At 60.4% G+C, this 23,331-nt stretch carries 22 protein-coding genes; 8 read left to right on the top strand and 14 right to left on the bottom strand.

The genetic code is table 11. From position 1 onward, the window contains the following. Positions 1-58 precede the first annotated feature (58 nt). From argE to L6D82_RS07125, 10 genes are all read right to left on the bottom strand, one after another. A complete protein-coding gene (gene argE / locus L6D82_RS07170) occupies positions 59-1,216 on the bottom strand; it encodes an acetylornithine deacetylase (protein WP_236188515.1) in 1,158 nt (385 codons plus the stop codon). After that, positions 1,213-2,367 (bottom strand): NAD(P)/FAD-dependent oxidoreductase, encoded by a 1,155-nt coding sequence (locus L6D82_RS07165; RefSeq protein WP_236188514.1) that lies wholly within the window; start codon positions 2,365-2,367, stop codon positions 1,213-1,215. Before L6D82_RS07165 ends, argE begins: the two co-directional genes overlap by 4 nt. Beyond that, positions 2,364-3,740, bottom strand: a complete 1,377-nt coding sequence (locus tag L6D82_RS07160; protein ID WP_236188513.1) for an FAD/NAD(P)-dependent oxidoreductase — start codon at positions 3,738-3,740, stop codon at positions 2,364-2,366. The genes L6D82_RS07165 and L6D82_RS07160 overlap by 4 nt, the downstream gene beginning before the upstream one ends. Further along, positions 3,722-4,030: a (2Fe-2S)-binding protein gene (locus L6D82_RS07155; RefSeq protein WP_236188511.1), complete on the bottom strand. Its 309-nt coding sequence runs from the start codon at positions 4,028-4,030 to the stop codon at positions 3,722-3,724. Before L6D82_RS07155 ends, L6D82_RS07160 begins: the two co-directional genes overlap by 19 nt. Next, positions 4,027-5,868: an ABC transporter ATP-binding protein gene (locus tag L6D82_RS07150; protein ID WP_102716807.1), complete on the bottom strand. Its 1,842-nt coding sequence runs from the start codon at positions 5,866-5,868 to the stop codon at positions 4,027-4,029. The genes L6D82_RS07155 and L6D82_RS07150 overlap by 4 nt, the downstream gene beginning before the upstream one ends. Position 5,869: 1 nt before the next feature. After that, the gene (locus tag L6D82_RS07145) at positions 5,870-6,745 is read right to left on the bottom strand and encodes an ABC transporter permease (RefSeq protein WP_085603597.1); all 876 of its coding nucleotides are present in this window, start codon (positions 6,743-6,745) and stop codon (positions 5,870-5,872) included. Beyond that, on the bottom strand, positions 6,742-7,698 hold the full coding sequence (locus L6D82_RS07140; protein WP_085603594.1) for an ABC transporter permease: 957 nt from the start codon (positions 7,696-7,698) through the stop codon (positions 6,742-6,744). Before L6D82_RS07140 ends, L6D82_RS07145 begins: the two co-directional genes overlap by 4 nt. A gap of 47 nt (positions 7,699-7,745) precedes the next feature. Continuing rightward, positions 7,746-9,383, bottom strand: coding sequence for an ABC transporter substrate-binding protein (locus tag L6D82_RS07135; protein WP_236188510.1), 1,638 nt, complete (start codon positions 9,381-9,383; stop codon positions 7,746-7,748). A gap of 94 nt (positions 9,384-9,477) precedes the next feature. Next, positions 9,478-10,752 carry an NAD(P)/FAD-dependent oxidoreductase gene (locus L6D82_RS07130; protein WP_236188509.1) on the bottom strand — a complete coding sequence of 425 codons (1,275 nt, stop codon included), beginning with the start codon at positions 10,750-10,752 and terminating at the stop codon, positions 9,478-9,480. 32 nt (positions 10,753-10,784) lie between these two features. After that, a complete protein-coding gene (locus L6D82_RS07125; RefSeq protein WP_102686138.1) occupies positions 10,785-11,453 on the bottom strand; it encodes a haloacid dehalogenase type II in 669 nt (222 codons plus the stop codon). 592 nt (positions 11,454-12,045) lie between these two features. Between L6D82_RS07125 and L6D82_RS07120 the strand changes: the two genes are divergently transcribed. Together L6D82_RS07120 and L6D82_RS07115 are read left to right on the top strand one after the other, a co-directional pair. Next, positions 12,046-12,900 (top strand): GNAT family N-acetyltransferase, encoded by an 855-nt coding sequence (locus L6D82_RS07120; RefSeq protein ID WP_236188508.1) that lies wholly within the window; start codon positions 12,046-12,048, stop codon positions 12,898-12,900. Positions 12,901-12,961: 61 nt separating this feature from the next. After that, a complete protein-coding gene (locus L6D82_RS07115; protein WP_236188503.1) occupies positions 12,962-13,669 on the top strand; it encodes a cupin domain-containing protein in 708 nt (235 codons plus the stop codon). Between the two features lie 2 nt (positions 13,670-13,671). On the opposite strand, the gene L6D82_RS07110 is transcribed toward L6D82_RS07115, so the two are convergent. From L6D82_RS07110 to L6D82_RS07100, 3 genes are read right to left on the bottom strand one after another with little or no spacing between them, the layout of a single operon-like run. Beyond that, positions 13,672-15,060 carry an LLM class flavin-dependent oxidoreductase gene (locus tag L6D82_RS07110; RefSeq protein ID WP_236188497.1) on the bottom strand — a complete coding sequence of 463 codons (1,389 nt, stop codon included), beginning with the start codon at positions 15,058-15,060 and terminating at the stop codon, positions 13,672-13,674. Positions 15,061-15,095: 35 nt separating this feature from the next. Then, the gene (locus L6D82_RS07105; protein WP_011334213.1) at positions 15,096-15,941 is read right to left on the bottom strand and encodes an amino acid ABC transporter permease; all 846 of its coding nucleotides are present in this window, start codon (positions 15,939-15,941) and stop codon (positions 15,096-15,098) included. Next, positions 15,938-16,759, bottom strand: a complete 822-nt coding sequence (locus L6D82_RS07100) for an ABC transporter substrate-binding protein (protein ID WP_236188741.1) — start codon at positions 16,757-16,759, stop codon at positions 15,938-15,940. Before L6D82_RS07100 ends, L6D82_RS07105 begins: the two co-directional genes overlap by 4 nt. A 239-nt stretch (positions 16,760-16,998) precedes the next feature. On the opposite strand from L6D82_RS07100, the gene L6D82_RS07095 reads away from it, so the two are divergent. Beyond that, positions 16,999-18,117: an SMP-30/gluconolactonase/LRE family protein gene (locus L6D82_RS07095; protein ID WP_236188495.1), complete on the top strand. Its 1,119-nt coding sequence runs from the start codon at positions 16,999-17,001 to the stop codon at positions 18,115-18,117. Positions 18,118-18,239: 122 nt separating this feature from the next. On the opposite strand, the gene L6D82_RS07090 is transcribed toward L6D82_RS07095, so the two are convergent. Beyond that, complete coding sequence (locus tag L6D82_RS07090; protein ID WP_236188493.1) at positions 18,240-19,166, bottom strand: LysR family transcriptional regulator; 927 nt, start codon at positions 19,164-19,166, stop codon at positions 18,240-18,242. Positions 19,167-19,358: 192 nt separating this feature from the next. Between L6D82_RS07090 and L6D82_RS07085 the strand changes: the two genes are divergently transcribed. The 5 genes from L6D82_RS07085 to L6D82_RS07065 all read left to right on the top strand — a co-directional run bounded on the left by L6D82_RS07085 (position 19,359) and on the right by L6D82_RS07065 (position 23,324). Continuing rightward, on the top strand, positions 19,359-20,795 hold the full coding sequence (locus L6D82_RS07085; RefSeq protein ID WP_236188492.1) for an NAD-dependent succinate-semialdehyde dehydrogenase: 1,437 nt from the start codon (positions 19,359-19,361) through the stop codon (positions 20,793-20,795). A 10-nt stretch (positions 20,796-20,805) separates the two neighbouring features. Further along, on the top strand, positions 20,806-21,144 hold the full coding sequence (locus L6D82_RS07080) for a carboxymuconolactone decarboxylase family protein (protein ID WP_197867780.1): 339 nt from the start codon (positions 20,806-20,808) through the stop codon (positions 21,142-21,144). Next, positions 21,141-22,142, top strand: a complete 1,002-nt coding sequence (locus tag L6D82_RS07075; protein WP_236188491.1) for an NAD(P)H-quinone oxidoreductase — start codon at positions 21,141-21,143, stop codon at positions 22,140-22,142. The genes L6D82_RS07080 and L6D82_RS07075 overlap by 4 nt, the downstream gene beginning before the upstream one ends. Before the next feature lie 101 nt (positions 22,143-22,243). Then, positions 22,244-22,405: a hypothetical protein gene (locus tag L6D82_RS07070; RefSeq protein ID WP_165369533.1), complete on the top strand. Its 162-nt coding sequence runs from the start codon at positions 22,244-22,246 to the stop codon at positions 22,403-22,405. 376 nt (positions 22,406-22,781) lie between these two features. Beyond that, positions 22,782-23,324 (top strand): DUF3833 domain-containing protein, encoded by a 543-nt coding sequence (locus L6D82_RS07065; RefSeq protein WP_102686128.1) that lies wholly within the window; start codon positions 22,782-22,784, stop codon positions 23,322-23,324. Positions 23,325-23,331 lie beyond the last annotated feature (7 nt).

The following is a 23,331-nucleotide window of genomic DNA, read 5'->3' as shown; positions in this document are numbered from 1 at the left end:
GCGTAGCGGACAGTGTCGGCTGCTGAAATTGGCGGTGTAACAGCAGAACTGCTGTTTTCTATCGCTTCAGCGAACCGAGCACCCCCCCCAGAAAGCGCTCCCCCGCTTCCATCTGGCTGATCTCGATAAACTCGTCGGGCTTGTGCGCCTGCTCGATCGAACCTGGCCCGCAGACAACTACTGGCACATCCAGACGCTGCTTGAACAACCCGCCTTCCGTGCCGAACGAAACCTTGGACGTCGCGGTATCCGGCGCCGCGAAATTTTTCAGGAACCGTACCGCTTCGACGCTCGGGTGGGTGTCCAGTCCGGGGTAGACGTTGACCGTTTCAATCTCGATGGCCGCCACGCTCGAGAGCTTCTTCGCCTCGCGCACGATCACCTCGGCACGCTCCTGCATCTGCGCGAGAATCTGTTCCAGATCATCGGCCGGCAAATTGCGCACTTCAAAATCTACCGTGCACAGATTCGGCACGATATTCAGCGCCCGGCCACCGCCGATCTGGCCCACGTGCACGGTGGTGTAAGGCACGTCGTAATCGGCATCCCGGGCGCCCTGCTCCTGCAGTTGACGCTGGGATTCACGCAACGCTGCAATGAAATCGCAGGCCACGTGGATTGCGTTGACCGAGCGCGGCGCCAGCGAAGAATGCGCCTCCAGCCCCCGACAATAGGTACGGTACGAGCCCTTGCCCTTGTGCCCCAGCACAAACTGCATGTTGGTCGGTTCGCCGATCAGGCACAGAAACGGCCGCACCGGCGCCAGATGCAGCACATCGAGCAAACGCCGCACGCCAACGCAGCCGATTTCCTCGTCGTGTGACAGCGCCAGTTGCAGCGGACGGCTGAGGGAATGTTCAGCAGCGTCAAGCATCGCGTCGATGGCCAGCGCGATAAAGCCTTTCATGTCGCAACTGCCGCGCCCGTAAACCCGCCCGTTCTGCTCCGTCATCTGGAACGGTGGAACCGTCCACGCCTGCCCCGCTGCTGGCACCACGTCGGTGTGTCCGGACAGCAGAATGCCCGGTTGGTCTTTCGGACCGGTACTGGCAAACAGATTGGCCTTCTTGCCGCTTTCGTCCTTGACGATCAGCGACTCGATGCCCTTGCTCAGCAGCAACTCGCGAACGTACTCGATCAACGCCATGTTCGATTCCGACGACACGGTATCGAACGCAATCAATCGTTTGAGAATCTCCAGTACACGGGGTTTCATGAGGCTTTGCTCCGTTGTTCGGCCAAGGGGGCGAACCGGCGTATGGAAAAGGGTTCGATCAACGTGGAAGTGCTGCCGGTGCTGATCAGCTCAGCCATGACGTCACCGACGCCCGGCCCCAACTGGAAGCCATGGCCACAGAAGCCGAACGCGTAATACAGGCCATCGACCGTACCGCTTGGCCCCATGATCGGCAGCGAGTCCGGCAGATAGCTTTCGATGCCGCTCCAGACCCGGATGATGTTCAGATTGCCGACACCCGGCAGCAGTCGGCGCATTTGCCGGATCTGGTTGAGGATGCTGCGTGGCTCGACATAGGCGCGGCGATTGACCATGTCCGGTTTGCTGCGATAGCCGCCGCCAATGATGATGTTGCCGCGCGGAATCTGCCGGAAATAAATGACTTCCTCAGGTATTTTGGTGAACACCCCAATCACCGTCGGCAAGGCGTATGGCACCGGTTCCGTCACCGCCATCTGCGGGCCATGGGTGTCCAGCGGAACCGGTTCGCCGAACTGCGCGGACAGTTTCTCGCCCCAGGCGCCGGCAGTGATCAGCAGTTGTGCGGCGCGATATTGCCGGCCATCGGTGGTGGTGACGCTGAACTCGCTTCCGATTTTCTGCACTTCGGCCACTTCGGTCTGTTCTTCGATACGCGCACCGATCCGCCGCGCCGCCCGGGCAAATGCCGGCGCCGCCAGACGCGGGTTGGCGTGACCGTCGTGCGGCGCGTAGGAGCCCCCCTTCACGTCCGGCCCAAGAAACGGAAAGCGCCGATGCAGTTCAGCGCCGCGATAGACCTGCAGATCCAGTTGGGCCGCCTCCGGTGCAGCGGCATACGCCTCGAGCTCGGCAATTTCGTCTTCGCGGTAACACACGCGCATGTGGCCGCTGGCGATGAACTCCAGATCGTCGTCAATCAGCTCCGGCAAGCGCTTCCACAGCGCAAACGAACGGTTGGCCAACTCCAGTTGCCCCAGATAACGACCCTGACGCCGCACGTTGCCGAAGTTGACGCCGCTGGCGTATTGGCCAATCTGGTCGCGCTCGAGCAGCGTCACGGAGTGCCCGCGCTGACGCAGGAAAAACGCTGACGCCGCACCCATGATGCCGCCGCCGATAATCAATACATCACTTTTCTGCGGGTTCATGTCGGTTCCTCGATGATCACCATCGGCAACGGTTTGACGGGGGCCTGACCGCGTTGGCGGCCGACTTGCTGAACACTGACGCCGGCCGCGGCGGCAATCACTTCGGCGCCGGCCTGCGAGCAGTAGCGGCCCTGGCAACGGCCCATGCCGACCCGACTGAAGGCCTTGGCCCGATTGACTTCGCACGCGCCCTTTTCGCTGACCGTACGGCGCAGTTCGCCCGCGCTGATCATCTCGCAGCGACAGACGATCGCCGAATCCGGCAACGCCCCGGCCTGTTCGGCGGGCCATGGAAATGCCTGTGCCAGACCGAGGCGGAACTGATCCATCACCGCCAGTGCACGCCGTTGCTCTGCGCGCAACCCGGCATCCACCGGTTGTTGCTGATCCTCCAGCAGCGCCATCGCCACCAGACGTCCGGCATGTTCAGCCGCATCGGCACCGCGAATCTTGGCCCCGTCGCCGGCGGCATACACACCGCTGACCGAAGTACGGCCCTCTTCATCAAGCGCCAGCCACCATTGGCCGGACGCTTCATCAAAACGCATGCGACACCCGGCCAGATCGGCCAGCTGGGTTTCCGGACGCAAGTGATACCCCAGGGCCACGGCATCGCAATCGATGTCCAGGGTTTCGCCTTTGGCTGAGCGCACGCGTACGCCACTGACGCCGCTAGTGGCATCTCCCGATATGAGCTCCGGCTTGATCCCCAGATGCACCGGTATTTTCGCCTGATACAACTGCGCCAACAGTTTCATCCCGGTAAACAACACCCCGGGCCGCGCGAGCATCTTCGGCAGCGCGACAATGCGTTTGCTCATCGGCGATGTATCAAGCACCGCAGCGACGTTGGCGCCGGCCTTCACGTACTGGCTGGCCACCAGATACAGCAGCGGACCACTGCCCATGAACACCACGCGATGGCCGATGGAAACCGCCTGCGACTTGAGCGCGATCTGCGCCCCGCCGAGGCTGTAGGTGCCCGCCAGCTGCCAGCCTTCAATGGGCATCAAACGGTCCGTGGCGCCGGTGCACAGGATCAACGCGTCGAAGTCCAACGTCGTATGGTGACCCTGACTGACGCAGCACAACTGCCTGGGCACCAGATTCCACACCAGCGTGTCAGGGCGGTAATCGATGTGTGGGCGCAAGCGCTCGAAACTCTCGTGCAGGTCGCGCGCCTTGGCCGCTTCAGTGCCGTACAGCGCGCGGTAGTCGCGGGTAAAACCTTCGGGTTGGCGCCGATAGATCTGGCCGCCGTCGCGGCGATTTTCATCGATCAGGACCGGTTTGATGCCGGCCTTCACCAACGTCTCGGCGCAGCGAATCCCCGCAGGGCCGGCGCCGACGATAACTACCCGTGCAGTGGCCATGTCGCCTCCGGTTGTGTGGTGAGGAGATCCAGCCCTTCACGGACTTCACTGGAGCACGCACGCAGACGTTCGCCGCTGCGCGTCCAAACCCAGCAATCCTGGCAGGCACCCATCAGACAGAACCCGGCACGTCGACCGGCATCGAATTCCGACTGACGTAGCGCATTGCCCTGAGTGAGCAATGCGACCATCAATGTGTCGCCCTGCAACGCCTTGATGGGCACGCCATCCACGGTCAACCCGACGGTCACCCGGCCCTGCTCGGCCAGTCTCACAAAACGAGCGCTCATGCATAGGCTCCCTGATTGAAGGTGGTCACGTCCCGCTGGGTTTTCAGCAGTTCGACGCTGTCGTGATGGCAAAGAATTTCACTGCCACCGTCGATGATTCGGCGGTTGGGTGCCGTACGGTTGCACAGGCCATCGACGCGCACCGGGCAGCGATTGAGGAAGGTGCACAGCTCGGCGACATTGGCTTTGGGCCCGATGGGCGGCAGTTCGCCGCAAGTCGTCCCGCAGGTTTCCAGCCAGCCCTGGCGCAGCTCCGGCACCGAGTGAATCAACAGATCGGTGTAGGGATGGAACGGCGCCTGCGCAAACGACTGGCGGCTGCCGGCCTGAACTTTATGGCCGCTGTACATCACCACTACGTCATCACACAGCGCGCGCACGGTGGAGATGTCATGACTGATGAACAGGTAGGACACACCGAGCTGCTCACGCAAATCGCGGAGCAATTCAAGAATCGCGGCACCGACCACGGTGTCCAGCGCCGAGGTCACTTCATCGCAAAGGATCAGATCGGGTTTGGCCGCCAGTGCCCGCGCCAGGTTCACCCGCTGTTTCTGCCCGCCGGACAACTCGCTCGGACGACGCTCGGCCAAGGCTCGCGGCAGGCGCACCAGATCCAGCAATTCGCCGATACGCTCGCGCAACGCCGCGCCTTTGAGGTTGAAATACATCTTCAGCGGCCGACTCAGAATCGTGCTGATGCTGTGCATCGGATTGAGCGCCGTGTCGGCGTTCTGGAACACCATCTGGATTCGCCGGAATTGCTCGTCGCTGCGTTCGGCCAGACAACCGCCCAGCGGTTGCCCGTCAAAGGTCAGCCCGCCCAATGCCGGCGTGAGCAGGCCGGCCACCACGCGGGCCAGCGTTGACTTGCCCGAACCCGACTCGCCGATCACGCCAATCGCCTGGCCCCGGCGCACGGTCAGATCAATGTCTTCCAGTACACGAATGGCCGGCATGCCCTGGGTGTTCTTGTTGCCGTAACCAGCGGTCAGGCCGCGAATGGTCAGCAGCGGAGTTTCTTCGGCAATTCCGCAAGGTGGGCGGATCGTCGTGTCCGGCCGCGCGGCCGCCAGCAGACTGCGGGTGTATTCATGACTCGGGCCTTTGAGCAGCGCCGCCGTAGCGCTTTGTTCGTATATCTGACCGCCATTGAGCACGACGATCTGATCGGCCATTTGCGCCACCACGGCCAGGTCATGGGACACATACACCGCTGTCGCACCACGGTCACGCACCACGCGCTTGAACGCACGCAACACGTCGATCTGGGTCGTCACATCGAGCGCCGTGGTCGGCTCGTCGAGGATGACCAGCAACGGATCACTGATCAGCGCCATTGCCGCCATCACCCGCTGCAGTTGCCCGCCGGACACCTGGTGCGGGTAACGCTGGCCGATGTGATCCGGATCCGGCAGGGCCAGATCGCGGAACAGCTCAATGGCCTTGGCCTCAAGGGTGGCGCGGGTGCCGAGGCCGTGAATCAAGGCGCCCTCCACCACTTGGTCGATCAGCTTCTTCGCCGGGTTGAATGCCGCCGCAGCGCTCTGCGCGATATACGACACCCGATTACCGCGCAGCCCCTGCAATTGCTGCTCGCTGAGCGCAAGCATGTCGTGCTCGCCGACCTGTACCACGCCGCCGGACAACCGACAGCCCCGTCGGGCATACCCCAACAGAGCGAGGGCAATGGTGGTCTTGCCCGAGCCCGATTCGCCGATCAACGCCAGCACTTCACCTTGTTCCAGGGCAAAGCTCACGCCTTTGACAATTTCGGTTTCCCCGTGCTCGCCGCAAGCGACCACGCGCAGGTCTTCAACTCGAATCAATTGGGTCATTTCAATGGCCTCCCGTGCGGCGACTACGTCGCGACGACAATCTGTCGATAAACAGATTCACGCCGATGGTCAGGGTGCCGATGGCCAGCGCCGGGATGACGATGGCCGGGGCGCCCTGATTGAGGCCGCCGATGTTTTCCCGCACCAGCGAGCCGAGGTCGGCATCCGGCGGTTGCACGCCCAGCCCGAGAAAACTCATGCCGCTGAGCAGCAGCACGATGAAACCGAACCGCAAGCCCAGGTCAGTCAGCACCGGGTTGAGCATGTTCGGCAGGATCTCCACGCAAGCAATGTACAAACGCCGCTCGCCACGGGTTCGGGCGACCTGCACGTACTCCAGCGCTTCGATGTTCACCGCCATGCTGCGCGCGATACGGAACGCGCCCGGGGCGAAGCTCAACACTGCCGTGCTGATCAGCAGGGTCACTGAAGAGCCGAACGCCGAAACCATGATCAACGCGAGCATCTTGCTCGGGATCGAGATAAAGGCGTCCATCAAGCGGCTGATCACTTCGTCCAGCCATTTCGGCGACACCACCGACAGCAGCGCGCAACCGGTGCCCAGAGCACTGGCCAGCACCGCCGCAATCAACGCCAGGCCCACGGTGAAGCGTGCGCCGACGAGCACCCGGCTGAGCATGTCGCGGCCCAGATAATCAGTGCCGAACGGGTACACCGCGCTGATGTTGTCGAACACGTTGCCCGAGACCACCTCGCCGACCGGATGCGGCGCCAGCCACGGGCCGAATAATGCAACCAGCAACCAGATAACGCAGATGGCCGCGCCGATGAGTCCCAGCCATACGGGCCCGTGAGACACCTTGCCGGCTGACAGATCGGGGGCTGCGGGCGTCGATTTCACAATGAGATTGTTCATTGGTTTCTCAGCCTCGGATTGGACAGAATCGCGCACAGGTCGGCAATCAGCACCAGACCCAGATAAGCCGTACAGAACAACATGGTGCAGGCCTGCACCAGTGCCATGTCACGGTTGGTCACGGCATCGACCATCAGGCTGGCGATGCCGGGATAGTTGAAGATGGTTTCAACAATCACCACCCCGCCGAGCAGATACGACAGGCTCAGCGCAATCGCATTGGCAATCGGCCCGATGGCATTGGGCAAAGCGTGGCGCAGTACGATGCGCATCGGACTGACGCCTTTGAGCCGGGCCATTTCCACGTAGGGGCTGTCGAGCTGGTCGATCACTGCCGCGCGTGTCATCCGCGCCATTTGCGCAACGATCACGCAGCACAGCGTCATCACCGGCAAGGCGTAGGTGCGCATGAATTGCCACGGTGAAGTGATGTCACTGGCATAGGACAGCGCCGACAACCAGCCCAGGTTTACCGCAAAGATCAGCACCGCAAGGGTCGCCACCAGAAACTCCGGCACCGCGACCATGGCCAGGGTGGTGAAACTCAGGACACTGTCGATCCGCCCGCCCCGGCCCATCGCCGAGCCGATGCCGAGAACCAGCGCCACCGGCACCGACACCAGCGCCGTGGCGGCCGCCAGCATCAGGGTGTTGGGCACACGCCCGGCCATCAGCTCGACAACCGGCATCGCGTTCGATACCGACACGCCCATATCGCCACTGAGCAGGCTCATCAACCAGTGCAGGTAACGCACCACACCGGGTTGATCGAGTCCCAGTTTCAGGCGCAGCGCCGCCACCTGTTCCGGGGTGGCAAACTGGCCAAGGGATTGTTGTGCCGCGTCTCCAGGCAGTACCGCCGTGATCGCGAACACGACCATCGATACGATCAACAAAGTCACGATCGCGGCGCCCAGCCGTCGACCGATCAACCACAGTGTGTTGCTATTCATCGCCTACCCTCCTGCACCTGGCTTGCCGTTCATTTCGACGGCTCTGTTCAAGCGTCCAGCCAGACCTGCTCGGCGAACATGTAACCCATGAAGCCGCCGAGCGGGTTGCTGCCGTAGCCCTTGATCCGTTGATCGACGCCGTCGATGTTGCTGATGAACACCGGTATGCCGATGCCACAGTGGTCGTGCACCAGAGTCTGCATGTCCGCGTACATCTTGCCGCGCTTGGCATCGTCGGTTTCGCCGCGGGCGAGCATCAGCAACTGGTCGAACTGCTCGTTCTTCCATCCGGACTCGTTCCACGGCGCCTTCGACTGGAAGAACTGCGAGAACATCACGTCGGCGTTCGGACGTGGGTTGATGTTGCCGAAGCTGATCGGGTGCTTCATCCAGTGGTTGGACCAGTAGCCGTCGCTCGGCAGGCGCTTGACGTCGAGTTTGAGCCCGGCCTGTTTGGCCGACTGCTGCAACAGCACTGCGATATCGACGGAACCCGTTGCGGCAGGCGACGCAAACAGCTCCATGCTGATGTTTTCCATGCCCGCTTTTTTCAGCAGGAATTTGGCTTTTTCCGGGTCGTAGACCGTTTGCGGCAGGTCGCTGTTGTAGTAGCGCGAGCCGGGCGCGATCGGATGATCGTTGCCGACCACGGCAAAGCCGCGGAACACCGCCGACTTGATCTGTTCGCGATCGAGCAGGTACTTCATCGCCTGGGTGAAATCGGCGTTCTGACCCGGCAACTGATCCTGACGGATGATCAAATCAGTGTAGTTGCCCGACGGCGCATCAACGACCCGGTGTCTGGCGCTGGCCTTGATCCGGTCGGTGGAGCGTGGGTTGACCTCGTTGATCATGTGCACGTCGCCGGACAGCAGCGCGTTGACCCGCGACGGCTCGTCGCCAATGGCGATGAATTCGATTTCGTCGAGGTACGGCAGGCCAGGCTTCCAGTAGCCGGTGTTGCGTGCGGCAACCGAACGCACACCTGGTTTGAACTCCTTGACCTTGAACGGTCCGGTACCAATGCCCTGGTTGAAGTCGGTGCTGCCTTCGGGAACGATCAGCAGATGCGAGACGGCCAGAATCGACGGCAATTCGGCGTTCGGTGCAGTCAGGCGAATCTGTACTTCGTTGGCCCCCGTGGCCTTGATTTCGGCGAATTGCTCCATCAGTGGCATGACTTTGGAGCCGGTCAGCGGATCCTTGTGTCGTGACAGCGAGAACACCACATCGGCCGCGCTGAGGGTTTTGCCGTTGTGGAACGTCACGTCCTTGCGCAGGGTGATCGTCCACAGGGTCGCGTCGGTGTTGTCGATGCGTTCGGCCAGCTCCAGTTGCGGCACCAGGTGCGCGTCGAAACGGGTCAGGCCGTTGTAGAACATGTAGTGCCGCACATAGTCGGTGGACAGCGCACCTTTGGCCGGGTCGAGGGTGTCGGCGGTGGAGCTGGACATGCCAGCGACACGTATCCGCCCACCCTGCTTGCCTTTGCCCGGCGTCGCCGTGTCATCGGCCAACAGCTTGCCCGCGGCACCGAACAGGCTGCCGGCGCCGGCAGCCGCTACGCCGGCCACACCGAGCATTTGCAACGCGTGACGGCGTGACATGCCGCGATTGAGGCCTTCGAACACCCGCAGGCTTGCTTCGCCCGAGATCAGAGGTGAGTCGTTCTTGTGATCAGTCATTTCAGTGCTACCTGTCGAAATTAAGAAGGCTCAAGTGTTCCGGTTGGCCGGAACGTCCTGGAAACGCAAACGACGGTAAAGCCACAGCATCAGCTCAATGCAAATAGTCCTGAAAGCGGTAATAGGCGCCCACGAAAGGCAGGAACCACGGCTTGCCGAAATGCCCGGGGATCGCCGGCCAGTCGAGTTCACGCCAGGGGTTGGCCTCGGCATTGCCGGCCATCACATCGGCCATCACCTGCCCCATGTGCACCGACATCTGCACGCCGTGGCCGCTGTAACCCATCGAGTGGAACACGCCGCCGTGCTGGCCGGCTCGCGGCAAACGGTCGGAGGTCATGTCTACCAGGCCGCCCCAGCAGTAATCGATCCTGACGCCGGCCAGTTGCGGGAACATCTGGACCATCGCCGCCTGCAGCACCTTGCCGCTCTTGGCATCGTTGACACTGTCGGACATGGCAAACCGCGCGCGCCCGCCAAACAGCAAACGGTTATCCGGGGTCAGGCGGAAGTAGTTACCGATCATTCGACTGGTGACATAAGCGCGGCGCCCCGGCAGCAACTGATCGATCAACGCCCGCGGCAGGACCTCGGTGGCAATCACGAAACTGCCCACCGGTACGATTCGCCGCCGATACCAGCCCAGACCACCGTGCTGACAGGCACCGGTCGCCAGCAGAACCTGCCCGGCGTGCAGCGATCCCTTGCTGGTGTTGACCTGATAACCATCAGCCCGGGCTTTCCAGTCGAGCACCGAGGTGCCCTCATGGATCAGCGCGCCGTGACGCACCGCCGCTTCTGCCAGACCGATGCCGAAACGCCCGACGTGCATCTGCACGCCATTGCGCTGCAACAGGCCGCCATGGAACTGCGCAGAGTTGACTTCGGTGCGGGTCTGTTCGGCAGACAGCAATTCAACATCGGCATCGACTTCGTTGCGGATCAGCTCGCAGGTGCGGGCCAGGCCTTCGTAGTGCAACGGTTTTGCCGCCAGTTTCAGCTTGCCGTTGCGCAGCAGGTCACAGGCGATCTGCTCCTGCTCGACCAGCGACACAACGCTTTGCACGGCACTTTCGTAAGCCTGGTAATAGGCTTTCGCCCGGTCGGCACCGAGGCTGGCGCTGAGGCTGGCGTAATCCTGCGCCACCCCCGTGTTGCACTGCCCGCCATTGCGTCCCGAAGCCTCGCCGATCACCCGCCCGGCTTCCAGCACCACCACACTGGCGCCCTTGAGCGCCAGGGCCCGGGCCGCCGCCAGCCCGGTGAAACCGCCACCGACGATGGCCACATCGACTTGCCCGGGCAAACCGCCGAGCTGTGCGCCGGTGAAGGCCGGTGCGCTGTCGAGCCAGTAGGATTCACTGCCCATGTTCAATCCCGCCTTTGCCAATGAGGATGTCGTTACAGGCCGACCAGTGCGGCCAGACCGCCGATGTCCGGGATCTGGTGGTAGCTGTAGAAGGCGTTGCCCGGTACTTCGTGACCACGGGCGACGAAGGCCTTGTTCTTGATCTTCATGTCGTGGGCCGGCATCAGGTCGTAACGGAAGCTGGAGGACACATGCAAGATGTCTTCCGGGCCGCAGTTGAGGTTGTCGAGCATGTACTCGAACGCCGCCAGACGAGGTTTGTAGGCTTGTGCCTGTTCGGCCGTGAAGACTTTGTGAAAAGGTGCGCCGAGTTTTTCGACGTTGGACATGATCTGGCTGTTGCTGGCGTTGGAGAAAATCACCAAGGGAATCTTGTCGGCGATTTTCGACAGGCCGGCCGGTACGTCCGGGTGCGGGCCCCAGGTCGGAACAGCGTCGTAATACAGCTGGCCTTCGTCGCGGTATTCGATTCCCCAACGCTTGCAGGTACGCGCCAGAGCGGTCTTGAGAATCTCGTCATACGGCATCCAGTCGCCCATGACCTGGTCCAGGCGATAGGCCGAGAAATCCTTTACGAACTGATCCATCTGCTCAGCGGGAACGCGATCGGCGAAGAGTTCGCGGGTCATTGTGCCCATGTGGAAATTGGTCAGCGTTCCGTAGCAGTCGAAGGTAATGAATTTGGGGCGAAGAAAGCTCATTGAGTGCGTTCCTGAAGTTCGTTGAGGTCAATGGCGCTACAAGCATTTGCCTGGTTTGCGCAGTAGCGATGCAACGCTGCAGCACACCGTCATTACAACACCGTGAAATCAGCAGATGGCGTTAAAAGCGACCTCCGTTCGATACAAATCACCGTTTTGGTCATTCCACTCAGCAGACTTTGCGGTGCGCTCCAGCCTTGGGCAAAGCCCCTGTTTATGCGCACTTATGGGCCTTTATCTGGCGCTTTTGATTTCCGACAGCGACTTTGCCCGCAGAAACTGCGCCCCATCGCAGCCTTGGCATCAGTTGCTGCGGCGCCTGTCAGCCCGGTTCTGAATCGAGGCGATTGAACCTACATCCTGCGCCTGAGCGACGAGACTGGGTACAAGCCTTTTATAGGGTAAAAAGGCCCAAGCATTTGCTGCCGACACAAGGCCCGGATTAAGTAGTAAGTGTGGTCTTCGGGACCGTGCTTCGCGGAATCTGCCGAATATTCCCTGCCCCCTTGTCAGGCTTTCATCCAGATGGGATACAGGCTTCACCTCGGCGCAAAACCCGGCGCCAGCGCACACTCTTGATCGGAGAATCGCCATGTCCACCCCGCTCCCTTCCTACGTCTATCGGCCGATGACTGCCGACGACCTGCCCAAGGCTCATGCACTGTCCGTGCAATTGAAGTGGCCCCATCGACTTGACGACTGGGCCATGCTGCAACGGGTCAGCAAGGGCTTTGTCGTACTCGATGGCGAGCGTTTGATCGGCACCGCGTTTGCCTGCCCGCAAGGTGATTTCACGACCATTGGCCTGGTCATTGTCAGTGACGAATACCAGGGCCAGGGCATCGGGCGAAAGCTCATGGAACACGCGCTGCAGGCTTGCCAGTCAAGCACGGCGATATTGAATGCAACCGTGGCCGGCGCACCGCTGTACGCCAGTCAGGGTTTTGTCGAGTTTGGCCGGATTCAGCAGCACCAGGGCCAGGCGCAAGCCCCTTTGCCCGGGCCATTGGCAGACGGTGAAGAATGCCGCCCATTGCGCGAGTCGGATCATGCGCGGGCGCTGGAACTGGCCAATGCCGGGAGCGGACTGGATCGGCGAGCGGTGCTCAGCGATCTGTTCTCTGTCGTCGAGCATTCGGTGGGCATTGTGCGTGACGGTCAATTGCACGCCTTCGCCCTGCTGCGCCCATTCGGTCGCGGCCGTTGCATCGGCCCGCTGATCGCCGAAAACCTTGAGCAAGCCCAACACCTGATCGCGACATTGCTGGCCGGGATACCGGATGCCTTTGTGCGCATCGATATTCCAGCAGATTGTGGCCTGGCCGATTGGCTGGAAGCCGCCGGCCTGAAAAAGGTCGACACCGTGGCCCAAATGTCCCGCGGTGCAGCACCGCAAGCAAACAATGGCGTTCGGCAGTTTGCCCTGGTCACTCAAGCCATCGGCTGACTATCGCGCTGGCGCTGGTCGCCCCCCAAGAAATCCCCTCAAGACTTGGAGCTTCACCCGTATGTCCGAACCTTGCATCATGCTGTTGGCTCGTGCCGATGGCAGTCGCGTCGACACCGCTTTCAAACAGCAACCCTTGAACGCCGCAGACCCTTTCTCGACCGGACGTCAGGTCGCCTGGTCAGGGAGCGACGGCATATCTGCAGGCATCGTCGAAGCAGGCGCAAGCCTTGATATCGACGACTTCCCGCACACCGAGGTGATCGTGGTTCACGCGGGGCATGTGACGTTGAAAACCCGGGAGCGGACGCTGGAACTGGCCGTCGGCGCCAGCGCGGTTATCGGCCGGGGTACGGCCCTGCGGATCGAAGCAAAGACCGGCACCCGGTGGGCGTTTTGCGCGATGGCCACCGCAGCCGCGAAACCCGGCCTGACGCTGCTTGATCCGCTGGCACACCTGTCTCCCTCCGCCGCGCCGGAGCAACAGATTCTGATCGGTGCAACACCGCAATGCCGGTCAGGTAATGCCTTCGAAGATGCCACGACCGATCTGCGTGTCGGCGTGTGGGACTCGACGCCCTACGAACGTCACGGTCGCCCGCACAAGCTCAATGAGCTGATGTACCTGATCGAAGGCAGCGTAACGTTGCAGACGCCTGAGGGTTTGAGCGTGACCGTCAATACCGGCGACAGCGTGTTTGTTGCGCGCGGGGCACCGTGCGCCTGGAAAAGCACGCGCTATGTACGCAAAGTGTATGCGGTCAAATAGCGTCAGTCATAAAGCGCCTTGTCGAAGCGGAACGAAGCCCCATAGGCCGAGGCAGGCAGGTGATTGGAGTGATCTGCCCGTAACCGCGAGCGGAAAGTGCCACTCTGCGGTTGAGTACGATACAGCCCACGCTTTTGCAGTTCGGGAATAACCAGTTCGACAAAGTCCTCAAGGCTGCCCGGGCTGATCAACGGGTTGAGCATGTAGCCGCTGGTGCCGGAAATTCGCGCGTGTTCTTCAATGCGATCGGCGACTTGCTGCGGTGTACCGACGAGAATCAGGTCGCTGCCACGGGTAACGCTGGCGAAGCGCTTTTTCACATCACCCGCCGTCAGCGGCTTTCCACTGCCATCGGGGCGCATCACGTAAGAGGTCAGGCCTTCGGTGTGCGTCGATAGCGCATCGCTGTCGGCGTAGCGGCTGATGTCGATGCCGGTGTCGCCGGCGTAACTGACCAGTTGTGCCTGCAAGTGATAGTTGCTTTGCAACTCGTCGTATTTGCGCTGGGCTTCGATTTCGGTTTTGGCCGTGACGATGCGCAGTACAGTCAACGATTTCACGTCTTCACGTTGACGCCCAAGCGCCTCAGCCTGGGCCCAGATGTCTTCCAGGCCCTGACGGATTTCCTGCGGGTTGGATTTGGCGATGAAGATCAGTTCCGCGTGCTTGGCGGCGAACTCTCGACCGCGTCCCGACCAGCCCGCCTGAATCAGCAACGGGGTGCGCTGCGGAGACGGAGCGGTCAGGTGCGGCCCGGCCACGCGATAGTGCGCCCCCTCGTGATTGATCGGTCGCACCCGGTCGCCTCTGGCATACAGCTGGCGGGCCTTGTCGGCAACCACGGCGTCATCGGCCCAACTGCCTTCCCACAGTTTGTACACCACATCGAGAAACTCTTCGGCGCGCTCATAGCGATCGTCATGCTTGATCATTTGCTCCAGCCCGAAATTGCGGGCGGCGCTGGACAGGTAAGAGGTGACGATGTTCCAGCCCACTCGCCCATTGGTGAGGTGATCAAGCGTGCTGAAGCGCCGGGCGTGGGTAAACGGGTGCTCATAACTGGTGGTCACCGTGACACCAAACGCCAGGTTTTCCGTCACGGCCGCCAACGCCGGAATGATCATCAACGGATCGTTGGCCGGTGCTTCCACCGCCCATTTCACTGCCGCATCGGCATTGCCACCCAGCACATCGTAGAAGCCCAGCACATCACCAAAGAACAACATATCGAGGTGCGCCTGATCGGCAATCCGCGCCAGGTTTGACCAGTAGCCCAGCGAGTTGATCGCCAGGCGTTCGTCAGCCGGGTGCGTCCACAGACTCGGCGCACCGCCGCACCCGACGCTGGCTTGTTCATAGAGTGCAAACAGCAGAGGTTTAGGATCGGACATCTTGGTTCCTGCTAGAAATCATTCAACGGAATGGCTCAGCGCTGATGCTTGAAGCCTCTGCCGTAATGGCGTTCGAGGCGATGCTGGATCAGTTCGAGACCGATGGATAACAGCCAATAGATGGCGGCTGCGGTGGTCAGCATTTCGATGTAACGGTAGGACGAACGCCCGTACGACTGCGCCAGAAACATCACTTCCCAGACACCCATGACCGAAATCAGGGACGAGTCCTTGAGCATCGAAATGAACTGGCTGGTGGTCGGCGGAATGATCGTGCGCATGGCTTGCGGCAGGATGATATGGATGAATGTTGCGGCGGGTCTCAGGCCCAGTGCGGCGGCTGCTTCGCGCTGACCCGGGGCAACCGCGAGGATGCCGGCACGAAAAATCTCACTGAGATAAGCCCCGTAGTTGAGCGACAGCGCGATGATCCCGGCGCTGATTGCGCCTGGCACCACACCCAGCTGCGGCAGCCCCAGATAGATCAACAGGATCTGGATCAACAGCGGCGTGCCGCGAAAGAACGAGGCGTAGAAGCTGGCGATACCAAACGCCACGGCGCTGCTCGACAGCCTGGCCAACGCGGTGACAAAGCCCAGCAATAACGAAAACCAGATCGAGCAGAAACACAGGAATATCGTCAGCGCGGCGCCCTGCAAGAACCCGTTCGGCCCCAGATGCAGGCCGACCAGGTTCGGCCACTTTTCCAGAATGATCGAAAACTTCAGATCGAAGCGCATGAAAAACCACACGCCCAGACCCGACAGCGCCGCCCACGTCAGATACAGACGCGTGCGAAAACCGAACAGCTGACGTGTCAGTGGCGGCTGCTTTTGCGGGGTAACAGCCGCTTTGGCCGGATGCGGATTGATTGCTGTCATTGGCTGATATCAGAACCGATCCACTTGCGGGATATTTTGCTTAGCGTGCCGTCAGTCTTGAGTTGTGCGATGACTTCGGTGACTTTCGCATTCCATTGCGCATCGCCTTTTTCGACCGCCACGACGTTCGGTTCGGCATACAGTGGATCTCCGGCAATCTTGAAGCGCGGATCCTGAGCGATGCGTTCACGCGCGGTGATCAGGTTGGTGACCATAGCGTCCAGGCGCACGCCGGTACCGAGTGCGAGATCCTGGAAGGCAACGGTTTCATTGTCGTAAGGCGCGATCTGGACATTGTCGAACGGATAGCTCAACGGTTTGTCCTCGGCGCCTTCAATGACCAGATCCTTGTTCAGATAGGCCTCATAAGTCGACGCACTGATCACACCGACTTTTTTGCCGGACAAATCTTTGCCAGTGGCAATCTCCTTGTCCTTCGCATTGACCACGATCACCGCCGGTGACTGGTAATACTCCACGGGAAAGTCGAACACTTCGGCCCGCGCCTTGCTCGGTGTCATCGAGCACACGCAGATGTCGTATCGACCGTTCCAGTGCCCTGCGGCAATCACGTCCCAGGAAGGCGTTTCAAGTTTCAGCTTGACCCCAAGGCGCTCGGCCACAGCTTTAGCGACATCCACATCGAAGCCGTCGAGCTGATTCTGGTCATTGAGAAAAGAGAACGGCGGGTAGCTCTCCATCAGGACACCGGTGAGTTCACCTTTTTGCGTCACGCGATCAAGGGTGGGCCCCGCGAATGCTGCAGCGCAACTGACGGCGAGCGCCAGGCCAAGTGTCAAATGTGTCGAAATCTTCAAGAGCGAATGCTCCAATCAGGAAAAACCTGATTAGATTAAAACGCACTATAAAATTAACATGAACTTCGTTTGGGAATATAAGGCTGCGCTTGGGCTATATGGATTCCAGACTTCACCCTTAAGCAAAGCGCACTTCACTCCAAGATCTGTAGGGGCAAGCAAACGATTAACTTGTACGATGTCCTATCACAGGTTATTAGTACGCCTCCCAACAAAAATAAAACCACGGAGATCGCTACATGGACTCATCCCTGGCCGCCAAGCCTGAAAGCCTCGAACAGGTAAAGGGCAATACCCGCCGCAGCTTCCTGAAAAAATCCCTCGCCGTTTCTGCCACTCTCGCCACCGGCAGCACCTTGCTGCCCAGTCTCGCTGAAGCCGCCGAACCGTTGAGTCAACGCTACCCGGATCCACTGATTCACATCCTCGACGACAGCTTCCTCGACCTGCGCATTTTCAACGCCAGTGTGGAAAAACTTGCCACCGGCATGCGCTGGGCCGAAGGACCGGTCTGGATCGGCGATGGCCGCTATTTGCTGGTCAGCGACATCCCCAATAATCGCATCATGCGCTGGGATGAAATCACCGAGACCTTCACCGTCTACCGTGAGCACTCGAACTTCTCCAACGGGATGTGCCGGGATCGCCAAGGGCGGCTTATCGTCTGCGAAGGCTCTACCACCACTAGCGAAGGCCGCCGCGTCACGCGCACCGAATACAACGGCACGATCACCGTGCTGGCCGACAGCTTCGAGGGCAAGCCCTTCAACTCGCCCAACGACATCGTCTGCAAAAGTGACGGATCGATCTGGTTTACCGACCCGCCATTCCAGACCGGCAACAACTACGAAGGCCACAAAATCACCCCGAGCCAACCCCACGCCGTTTACCGCATCGACGGTGAGAGCAGAAAGGTCACTCGGGTCATCGACGACCTGAACGGCCCCAATGGTCTGTGCTTTTCTCCCGACGAGAAAACCCTGTATGTCGTCGAAGGTCGCGCCAAACCCAATCGCTTGATCTGGGCCATTGCCGTGAAGGAAGACGGCACACTGGGCGAGCGCCGCAAGCACATCGAGGGGCTGGACTACGCGGCAATCGACGGTATCAAGTGCGACGAAGCGGGCAACCTCTGGTGCGGCTGGGGCGGCAATGGCGATCCCAGGGCTGACCTGGAAAAACTCGACGGCGTGCGGGTTTTCAATCCACAGGGCAAGGCCATCGGCCATATTTCGCTGCCAGAGCGCTGCCCGAACCTGTGCTTCGGGGGGCGCGAAGGGAACAGGCTGTTCATGGCAAGCAGTCACTCGATCTACTCGCTTTTTGTGAATACTCGCGGGACTGCGTTTGCTGTGTAAAAACGCCGTTCATCTCGCGGTCGCTTCGTGAGTATCGAAACAATATCTCGCCGCGCAGCCAGGGATGCGCGGCATTCAATCCCGCTCGCCATCCCTGAATCAACGAGGCTGCCTGCGGTCTTTCAACCGATAAGTTCCTGAGCCGTTGCTGCCAGCTGACTACCGACGCGGTCTTTCAGGCTATCGATAAAGCGAGTGATTTTTGCATCGACGAACTGTCGTGACGTGTAGACGGCATAAACGTTGCGCTCGTACGTATGGTAGTCAGGCAGAACCCGCACCAGTTTTCCGCAGCGCAAATCATCGATGGCAGTAAATCCGGCCAACAAGCCGATTCCGGCCCCTTCCCGAATGGCAATAGCCATCGCGTCCATGTCATTCACGCTGAAGCTCGGTCCGGTGGGAACGAAGGTCGCGTCACCTGCTTTGCTCTTGAGCTGCCACTCATCCCGCACATAGTCCACCGTTCCGAGCAGCAAGCATTGATGACCGCTGAGTTCGTCAGGCGTGGTCGGGGTTCCGTGTCGATCCAGATATTCGGGCGACGCTGCCAGTACGCAATGACTGACGCCGATCTTCTGACTGACATACGCTGAATCCGGCAGCGTACGAGCAATCAGGATCGAGACATCCAGCTGGTCCTCGAGCAGGTTGGGCATGCGTTGCGAGAGCATCAAATCCACGGTGACGTCCGGAAATTCATCGCGGTACGCCAGCACTGCGCCGGTCACCAGGTGCCGAGCGAGTCCAGGTACGCAGTGCACGCGCAAGGTTCCTCTGGGCTTCAAGGCTGCATTGCTCGCTTCGGCTTCTGCACTTTCCAGGTCGGCCAGAATCTTGATGCATCGCTCGTAGAACCGACGACCCGCGTCGGTCACCGAAAGACGTCGGGTAGATCGTTGCAACAGACGCGCATCGAGCACATTTTCAAGTGCCGAGACGGCGCGTGAGACATTGCCGACAGTGGAGTCCAGATGGTTCGCAACGGCCGTGAAACTGCCCATCTCGACCACTTTTATGTACACCGACATATTTGAAAGTTTATCCATCCTGATCGTTCTTCAGACCTGCAATCCGCTCGAGACAAGTGCGGATGCTACACCCTCCCCCCCGGCCCCCGATATTACCTCTGGGGACAACAATGATTCCCTCGTGGCCGGCTAAATCAAGCGACTCACCTTCCATAGACTTGGTTTCACGGAGCGCTTGCCCGTCCCTGACAACCAACCAAAGGCCATACCATGAACAACTCCTACGATCAGCTTTATCTTTTCATCGGTGGTGAATGGATTGATGCGCAAGGTCGCTCTACGGCAGCCGTCGTCAACCCTGCGACCGGGCGTGAAATCGGACGTGTTCCCCTCGCCACTGCCGGCGACCTTGACCGCGCCCTGGAAGTGTCCCGAGTGGGCTTCGAACAATGGCGGCAGACGGTGCCGGACCAGCGCGCGAAAATCCTCAAGCGCGCCGCCGATCTGATCCTGGAACGAGCCCCGCACATTGCAGCGCAGATGACCCTGGAAGAAGGCAAGCCACTGAGCGAAAGCATGGATGAAGTGGTGCGAGCCGCAGAGTATTTCGAATGGTTCGCCGAAAGCGCTCGGCGCATCGACGGCCGTGTTGTACCTGCCAACCGCCCCGGTGTACTGCAACTGGTCAAACGCCAGGCCATTGGCCCGGTCGCAGCTTTCACGCCGTGGAATTTTCCGGCCATCACGCCTGCCCGCAAACTGTCGGCGGCCCTGGCGGCGGGTTGCAGCGTGATTCTCAAACCCGGAGAAGAAAGTCCCTCCACCGCGCTGGCCCTGGCACGGGCGCTGGACGACGCAGGCCTGCCCAAAGGCGTGCTGCAAGTGGTCTTCGGCGTACCGGATCAGGTGTCCAGCCAGCTCATTGCTTCTCCGATCATTCGAAAAGTGACATTCACAGGCTCCGTGCCCATTGGAAGGTTGCTCTCGGCCCGTGCCGCCGAGGGCGTGAAGCCCATTACCCTTGAGCTGGGAGGTCATGGCCCGGTGTTGGTATTCGCCGACGCTGATGTCGAGAAAGCCGCAGTAGAGGGGGTCGCAAACCGCTTTCGCGGTACCGGCCAGGTGTGCATCTCGTCGACCCGGTTCATCGTTCAGCGTGGCGCCTATCAAGCGTTTGTCGATCACTTTGTCGCGGCCACCAAAGCCCTGAAAATCGGCGACGGCTTCGATCCACAGACTCAGGTCGGACCGCTCGCCAACCCAAGGCAGTTGGTCAAGATGGAGCAATTGATAGCCGATGCCGTCGAGAAAGGCGCACGGGTATTGGTCGGTGGCGAGGCGCTTTCCGGAGACGGCTTTTTCTTCCAGCCCACCGTTTTGGCAGACGTGCCCATGAACGCCCGCATCATGCACGAAGAACCTTTCGGCCCCATCGCCGTGTTGATGCCTTTCGACGAACTGGCCGACGGCCTGCAAGAAGCGAATCGATTGCCGTATGGCCTTTCGGCCTATGCGTTCACCTCCAGCGCACGAACAGCCATCGACGTGGCCGACGGACTGGAAGCCGGAATGATCGGGATAAACCAGTACCGCATCGTCGCCACCGAGCTTCCGTTCGGCGGCTTGAAAGAAAGTGGTCACGGCTCCGAAGGCGGCGTTGAAGGCATCGAGCACTACCTCACCCACAAATTCATCAGCCAGGTTTAACGGAGCTCCCATGTCCACGATCAATTTCAGCAGTCCTCGCGAAGCGGCCCGGGCGTTCACACCCAAGCTGTCGGATTTCGTCGACGCAACGCTTTATCCGCAGATCTGGGCCGATCCTGGATTGTCACTCCGCGACCGCAGCCTGATTACCGTCGCTGCATTGATTGCCGGTGGTCATTCAGAAGAATTGCCCGCTCACTTGCGCCGGGCAATCACTAACGGCGTCAGCCTTGACGAAATTGCCGCAGCGATTACCCACCTGGCGTTTTATGTGGGTTTTCCCGGCGCCATCACTGCATCGGCCATCGCCAATGCCACGTTTTCCGACTCGGAGAAGAACCCGCTATGAAAGCGATCAACATCAGAGAATTCGGCGCCGCAGATGTCCTGGAACTCGTCGATGCGCCCAACCCCGAAGTCCGCCCAACCGACCTTCTGGTGCGGGTTTACGCCGCTGGCGTGAACCGTGCCGACCTGACCCATCGCACCGGTGGTTATGGGCATCCGAATTTCGGTGACTCGCTGATCATCGGACTGGAGATCGCTGGCGAGGTGATCCAGACAGGCTGCGAAGTGACCGGCTACGCCGCAGGAGACCGAGTGATGGGCGTCGTTGGCGGTGGCGCCTATGCCGAACTGGCGCGCATCGACTACCGCATGGCCATGCCGATCCCCGCGCAACTGGATTATGTACACGCAGCGGCTATCCCGGAGGTGTTCGTCACCGCCCATGAAGCGATGATGCACCTGGCTCGCCTCAAGTCCGGCGACTCGGTGTTGATTCATGCGGCGGCCGGCGGTGTCGGCTCCGCAGCCGTGCAACTGGCCTACGCCACCGGCGCCACGGTGTATGCCACCACAGAGGGCAGCAAGTTATCGCGTGTCGAACATCTGGGGGCTGACGTTGCGATTGACTACAAGACCCAGGACTTCGCCCAAGTCATTGCCGACAAGACCGAGGGTCGAGGGGTCGATGTGGTCATCGATTTCATCGGCGAACCCTACTTCGCACGCAACATTGCCTCGCTTGCTCACGGTGGCCGACTGGTGCAGGTCGGGATTCTGGGCGGTGGCGGCCAGGTAAGCGTGGAGCTCGAACACATCCTCTATCGGCATCTGCAAATCATCGGCACGGTGATGAAATCCCGCACCCAACCGGAAAAGCACGCCATGATCCAACGCTTCCGTGAGCATTGGCTCGATCGCTTCGACGGCGCAGGGAGCCTGGAACCGGTGGTGGACAGCACATTTGCGCTCGCGCGGGCTGCCGATGCTCACCGGCGAATGGAGTCTTCAGGGAATGTCGGAAAAATTATCCTGACCATGCGTCCGGAGGATTTGCCGTAACACACCCGAAGCGTTCAAGGATGAACATTCATTCATCAAAAACAGGATTCGATGCGTCTAGTCTGCGGGTTACGACATAGTGACTACAGGAGTAACCCACCATGTTCTCGCACGAAAGCATCCCGCTGATCATCCTTTTCACCATCCTGCTGCTCGGCGTACTCACCGCCGTCCTTCATCCCGTGCATGCGTTCTACAGTTGGCTCCAGAGGCGCAGGGAAAGATCCGCTGCCGAGGCTGCGAGCGAGGCGGATTCGCACTGATGAGCATGACTGGCCCGGAGGAATCCGGGCCTTTTTCCGCCTACTGGCAACAGCACCGCAAACCACAGTGAACACTATTCGCGCCCTCTCCCCGCTACCCAGGCAAGCCTTCAGCTTGTGATGTCGGTTCTGCGCATTTGCGCAAAAAAAATGCGGCTTGATTGTCAGGTGGCTTTTTTCCGCCTATCGTGAACAAAACCTATACAGAATTACCACCTTCGTACAATTATTTTGGGTGCTGATCCGCCATGCCGCGCAACACTGCCGCGGGAAAGCGAAATTAGACGGCCGCAACCCTGTACGCGCGCTTCATGGCGTACAAGAAAGCATCTCCAGCGCGGTCCCTCGACCCCCTCTGCCATCAGGGAGTAAAGCAATGACTCGATTAGTGCTGTTATTGACACTGCTACTCAGCATCGCAAGCTGCACCAGCGTGGATGTCAGCCGTTATGCCGATCAACAACCAGCCCTCGATCTGCAGCGTTTTTTCAGCCAGCCCGTCAAGGCCTGGGGAATGTTTCAGAAGCGCGGCGGCGAAGTGACCAAGCGCTTTGAAGTCAACATCGTCAGCCGTCGCGAAGGCAACAACCTGATTCTCGACGAGCGTTTTCTGTATAGCGACGGTACTCGCCAACACCGCGTATGGACATTGACGCCCGAGGGCCAGGGACGGTGGAGTGGTCGCGCCGGTGATGTCGTAGGGGTTGCCCAAGGCCAGGTGGCCGGCAACACATTTCACTGGCGTTATCGGCTGAACGTACCGGTCGACGACTCGACCTATGAAATGAGCATGGACGACTGGATGTACCTGATGGACGAGGACACGTTGATCAACCGCACCAGCATGTCCAAGTTCGGGGTGGAAGTCGGTCAGGTGACTTTGTTCTTCCGCCGCCAGGGCGCCGAAGCAAGCCAATGAACCGTAA

This window comes from Pseudomonas paraglycinae, assembly GCF_021601625.1.
In the GTDB taxonomy this organism is placed as follows: Bacteria; Pseudomonadota; Gammaproteobacteria; order Pseudomonadales; family Pseudomonadaceae; genus Aquipseudomonas; species Aquipseudomonas paraglycinae.
This window is presented reverse-complemented; position numbering and strand designations above follow the sequence as displayed.

What these genes read in the sequence shown, in the direction of transcription:
- L6D82_RS07145 (WP_085603597.1), bottom strand. Translation starts at nt 6,745, where the DNA reads ATGAACAATCTCATTGTGAAATCGACGCCCGCAGCCCCCGATCTGTCA.
- argE (WP_236188515.1), bottom strand. Translation starts at nt 1,216, where the DNA reads ATGAAACCCCGTGTACTGGAGATTCTCAAACGATTGATTGCGTTCGAT.
- L6D82_RS07110 (WP_236188497.1), bottom strand. Translation starts at nt 15,060, where the DNA reads ATGTCCGATCCTAAACCTCTGCTGTTTGCACTCTATGAACAAGCCAGC.
- L6D82_RS07160 (WP_236188513.1), bottom strand. Translation starts at nt 3,740, where the DNA reads ATGGCCACTGCACGGGTAGTTATCGTCGGCGCCGGCCCTGCGGGGATT.
- L6D82_RS07105 (WP_011334213.1), bottom strand. Translation starts at nt 15,941, where the DNA reads ATGACAGCAATCAATCCGCATCCGGCCAAAGCGGCTGTTACCCCGCAA.
- L6D82_RS07065 (WP_102686128.1), top strand. Translation starts at nt 22,782, where the DNA reads ATGACTCGATTAGTGCTGTTATTGACACTGCTACTCAGCATCGCAAGC.
- L6D82_RS07135 (WP_236188510.1), bottom strand. Translation starts at nt 9,383, where the DNA reads ATGACTGATCACAAGAACGACTCACCTCTGATCTCGGGCGAAGCAAGC.
- L6D82_RS07150 (WP_102716807.1), bottom strand. Translation starts at nt 5,868, where the DNA reads ATGACCCAATTGATTCGAGTTGAAGACCTGCGCGTGGTCGCTTGCGGC.
- L6D82_RS07070 (WP_165369533.1), top strand. Translation starts at nt 22,244, where the DNA reads ATGTTCTCGCACGAAAGCATCCCGCTGATCATCCTTTTCACCATCCTG.
- L6D82_RS07080 (WP_197867780.1), top strand. Translation starts at nt 20,806, where the DNA reads ATGTCCACGATCAATTTCAGCAGTCCTCGCGAAGCGGCCCGGGCGTTC.
- L6D82_RS07095 (WP_236188495.1), top strand. Translation starts at nt 16,999, where the DNA reads ATGGACTCATCCCTGGCCGCCAAGCCTGAAAGCCTCGAACAGGTAAAG.
- L6D82_RS07130 (WP_236188509.1), bottom strand. Translation starts at nt 10,752, where the DNA reads ATGGGCAGTGAATCCTACTGGCTCGACAGCGCACCGGCCTTCACCGGC.
- L6D82_RS07165 (WP_236188514.1), bottom strand. Translation starts at nt 2,367, where the DNA reads ATGAACCCGCAGAAAAGTGATGTATTGATTATCGGCGGCGGCATCATG.
- L6D82_RS07075 (WP_236188491.1), top strand. Translation starts at nt 21,141, where the DNA reads ATGAAAGCGATCAACATCAGAGAATTCGGCGCCGCAGATGTCCTGGAA.
- L6D82_RS07120 (WP_236188508.1), top strand. Translation starts at nt 12,046, where the DNA reads ATGTCCACCCCGCTCCCTTCCTACGTCTATCGGCCGATGACTGCCGAC.
- L6D82_RS07140 (WP_085603594.1), bottom strand. Translation starts at nt 7,698, where the DNA reads ATGAATAGCAACACACTGTGGTTGATCGGTCGACGGCTGGGCGCCGCG.
- L6D82_RS07085 (WP_236188492.1), top strand. Translation starts at nt 19,359, where the DNA reads ATGAACAACTCCTACGATCAGCTTTATCTTTTCATCGGTGGTGAATGG.
- L6D82_RS07125 (WP_102686138.1), bottom strand. Translation starts at nt 11,453, where the DNA reads ATGAGCTTTCTTCGCCCCAAATTCATTACCTTCGACTGCTACGGAACG.
- L6D82_RS07115 (WP_236188503.1), top strand. Translation starts at nt 12,962, where the DNA reads ATGTCCGAACCTTGCATCATGCTGTTGGCTCGTGCCGATGGCAGTCGC.
- L6D82_RS07090 (WP_236188493.1), bottom strand. Translation starts at nt 19,166, where the DNA reads ATGGATAAACTTTCAAATATGTCGGTGTACATAAAAGTGGTCGAGATG.
- L6D82_RS07155 (WP_236188511.1), bottom strand. Translation starts at nt 4,030, where the DNA reads ATGAGCGCTCGTTTTGTGAGACTGGCCGAGCAGGGCCGGGTGACCGTC.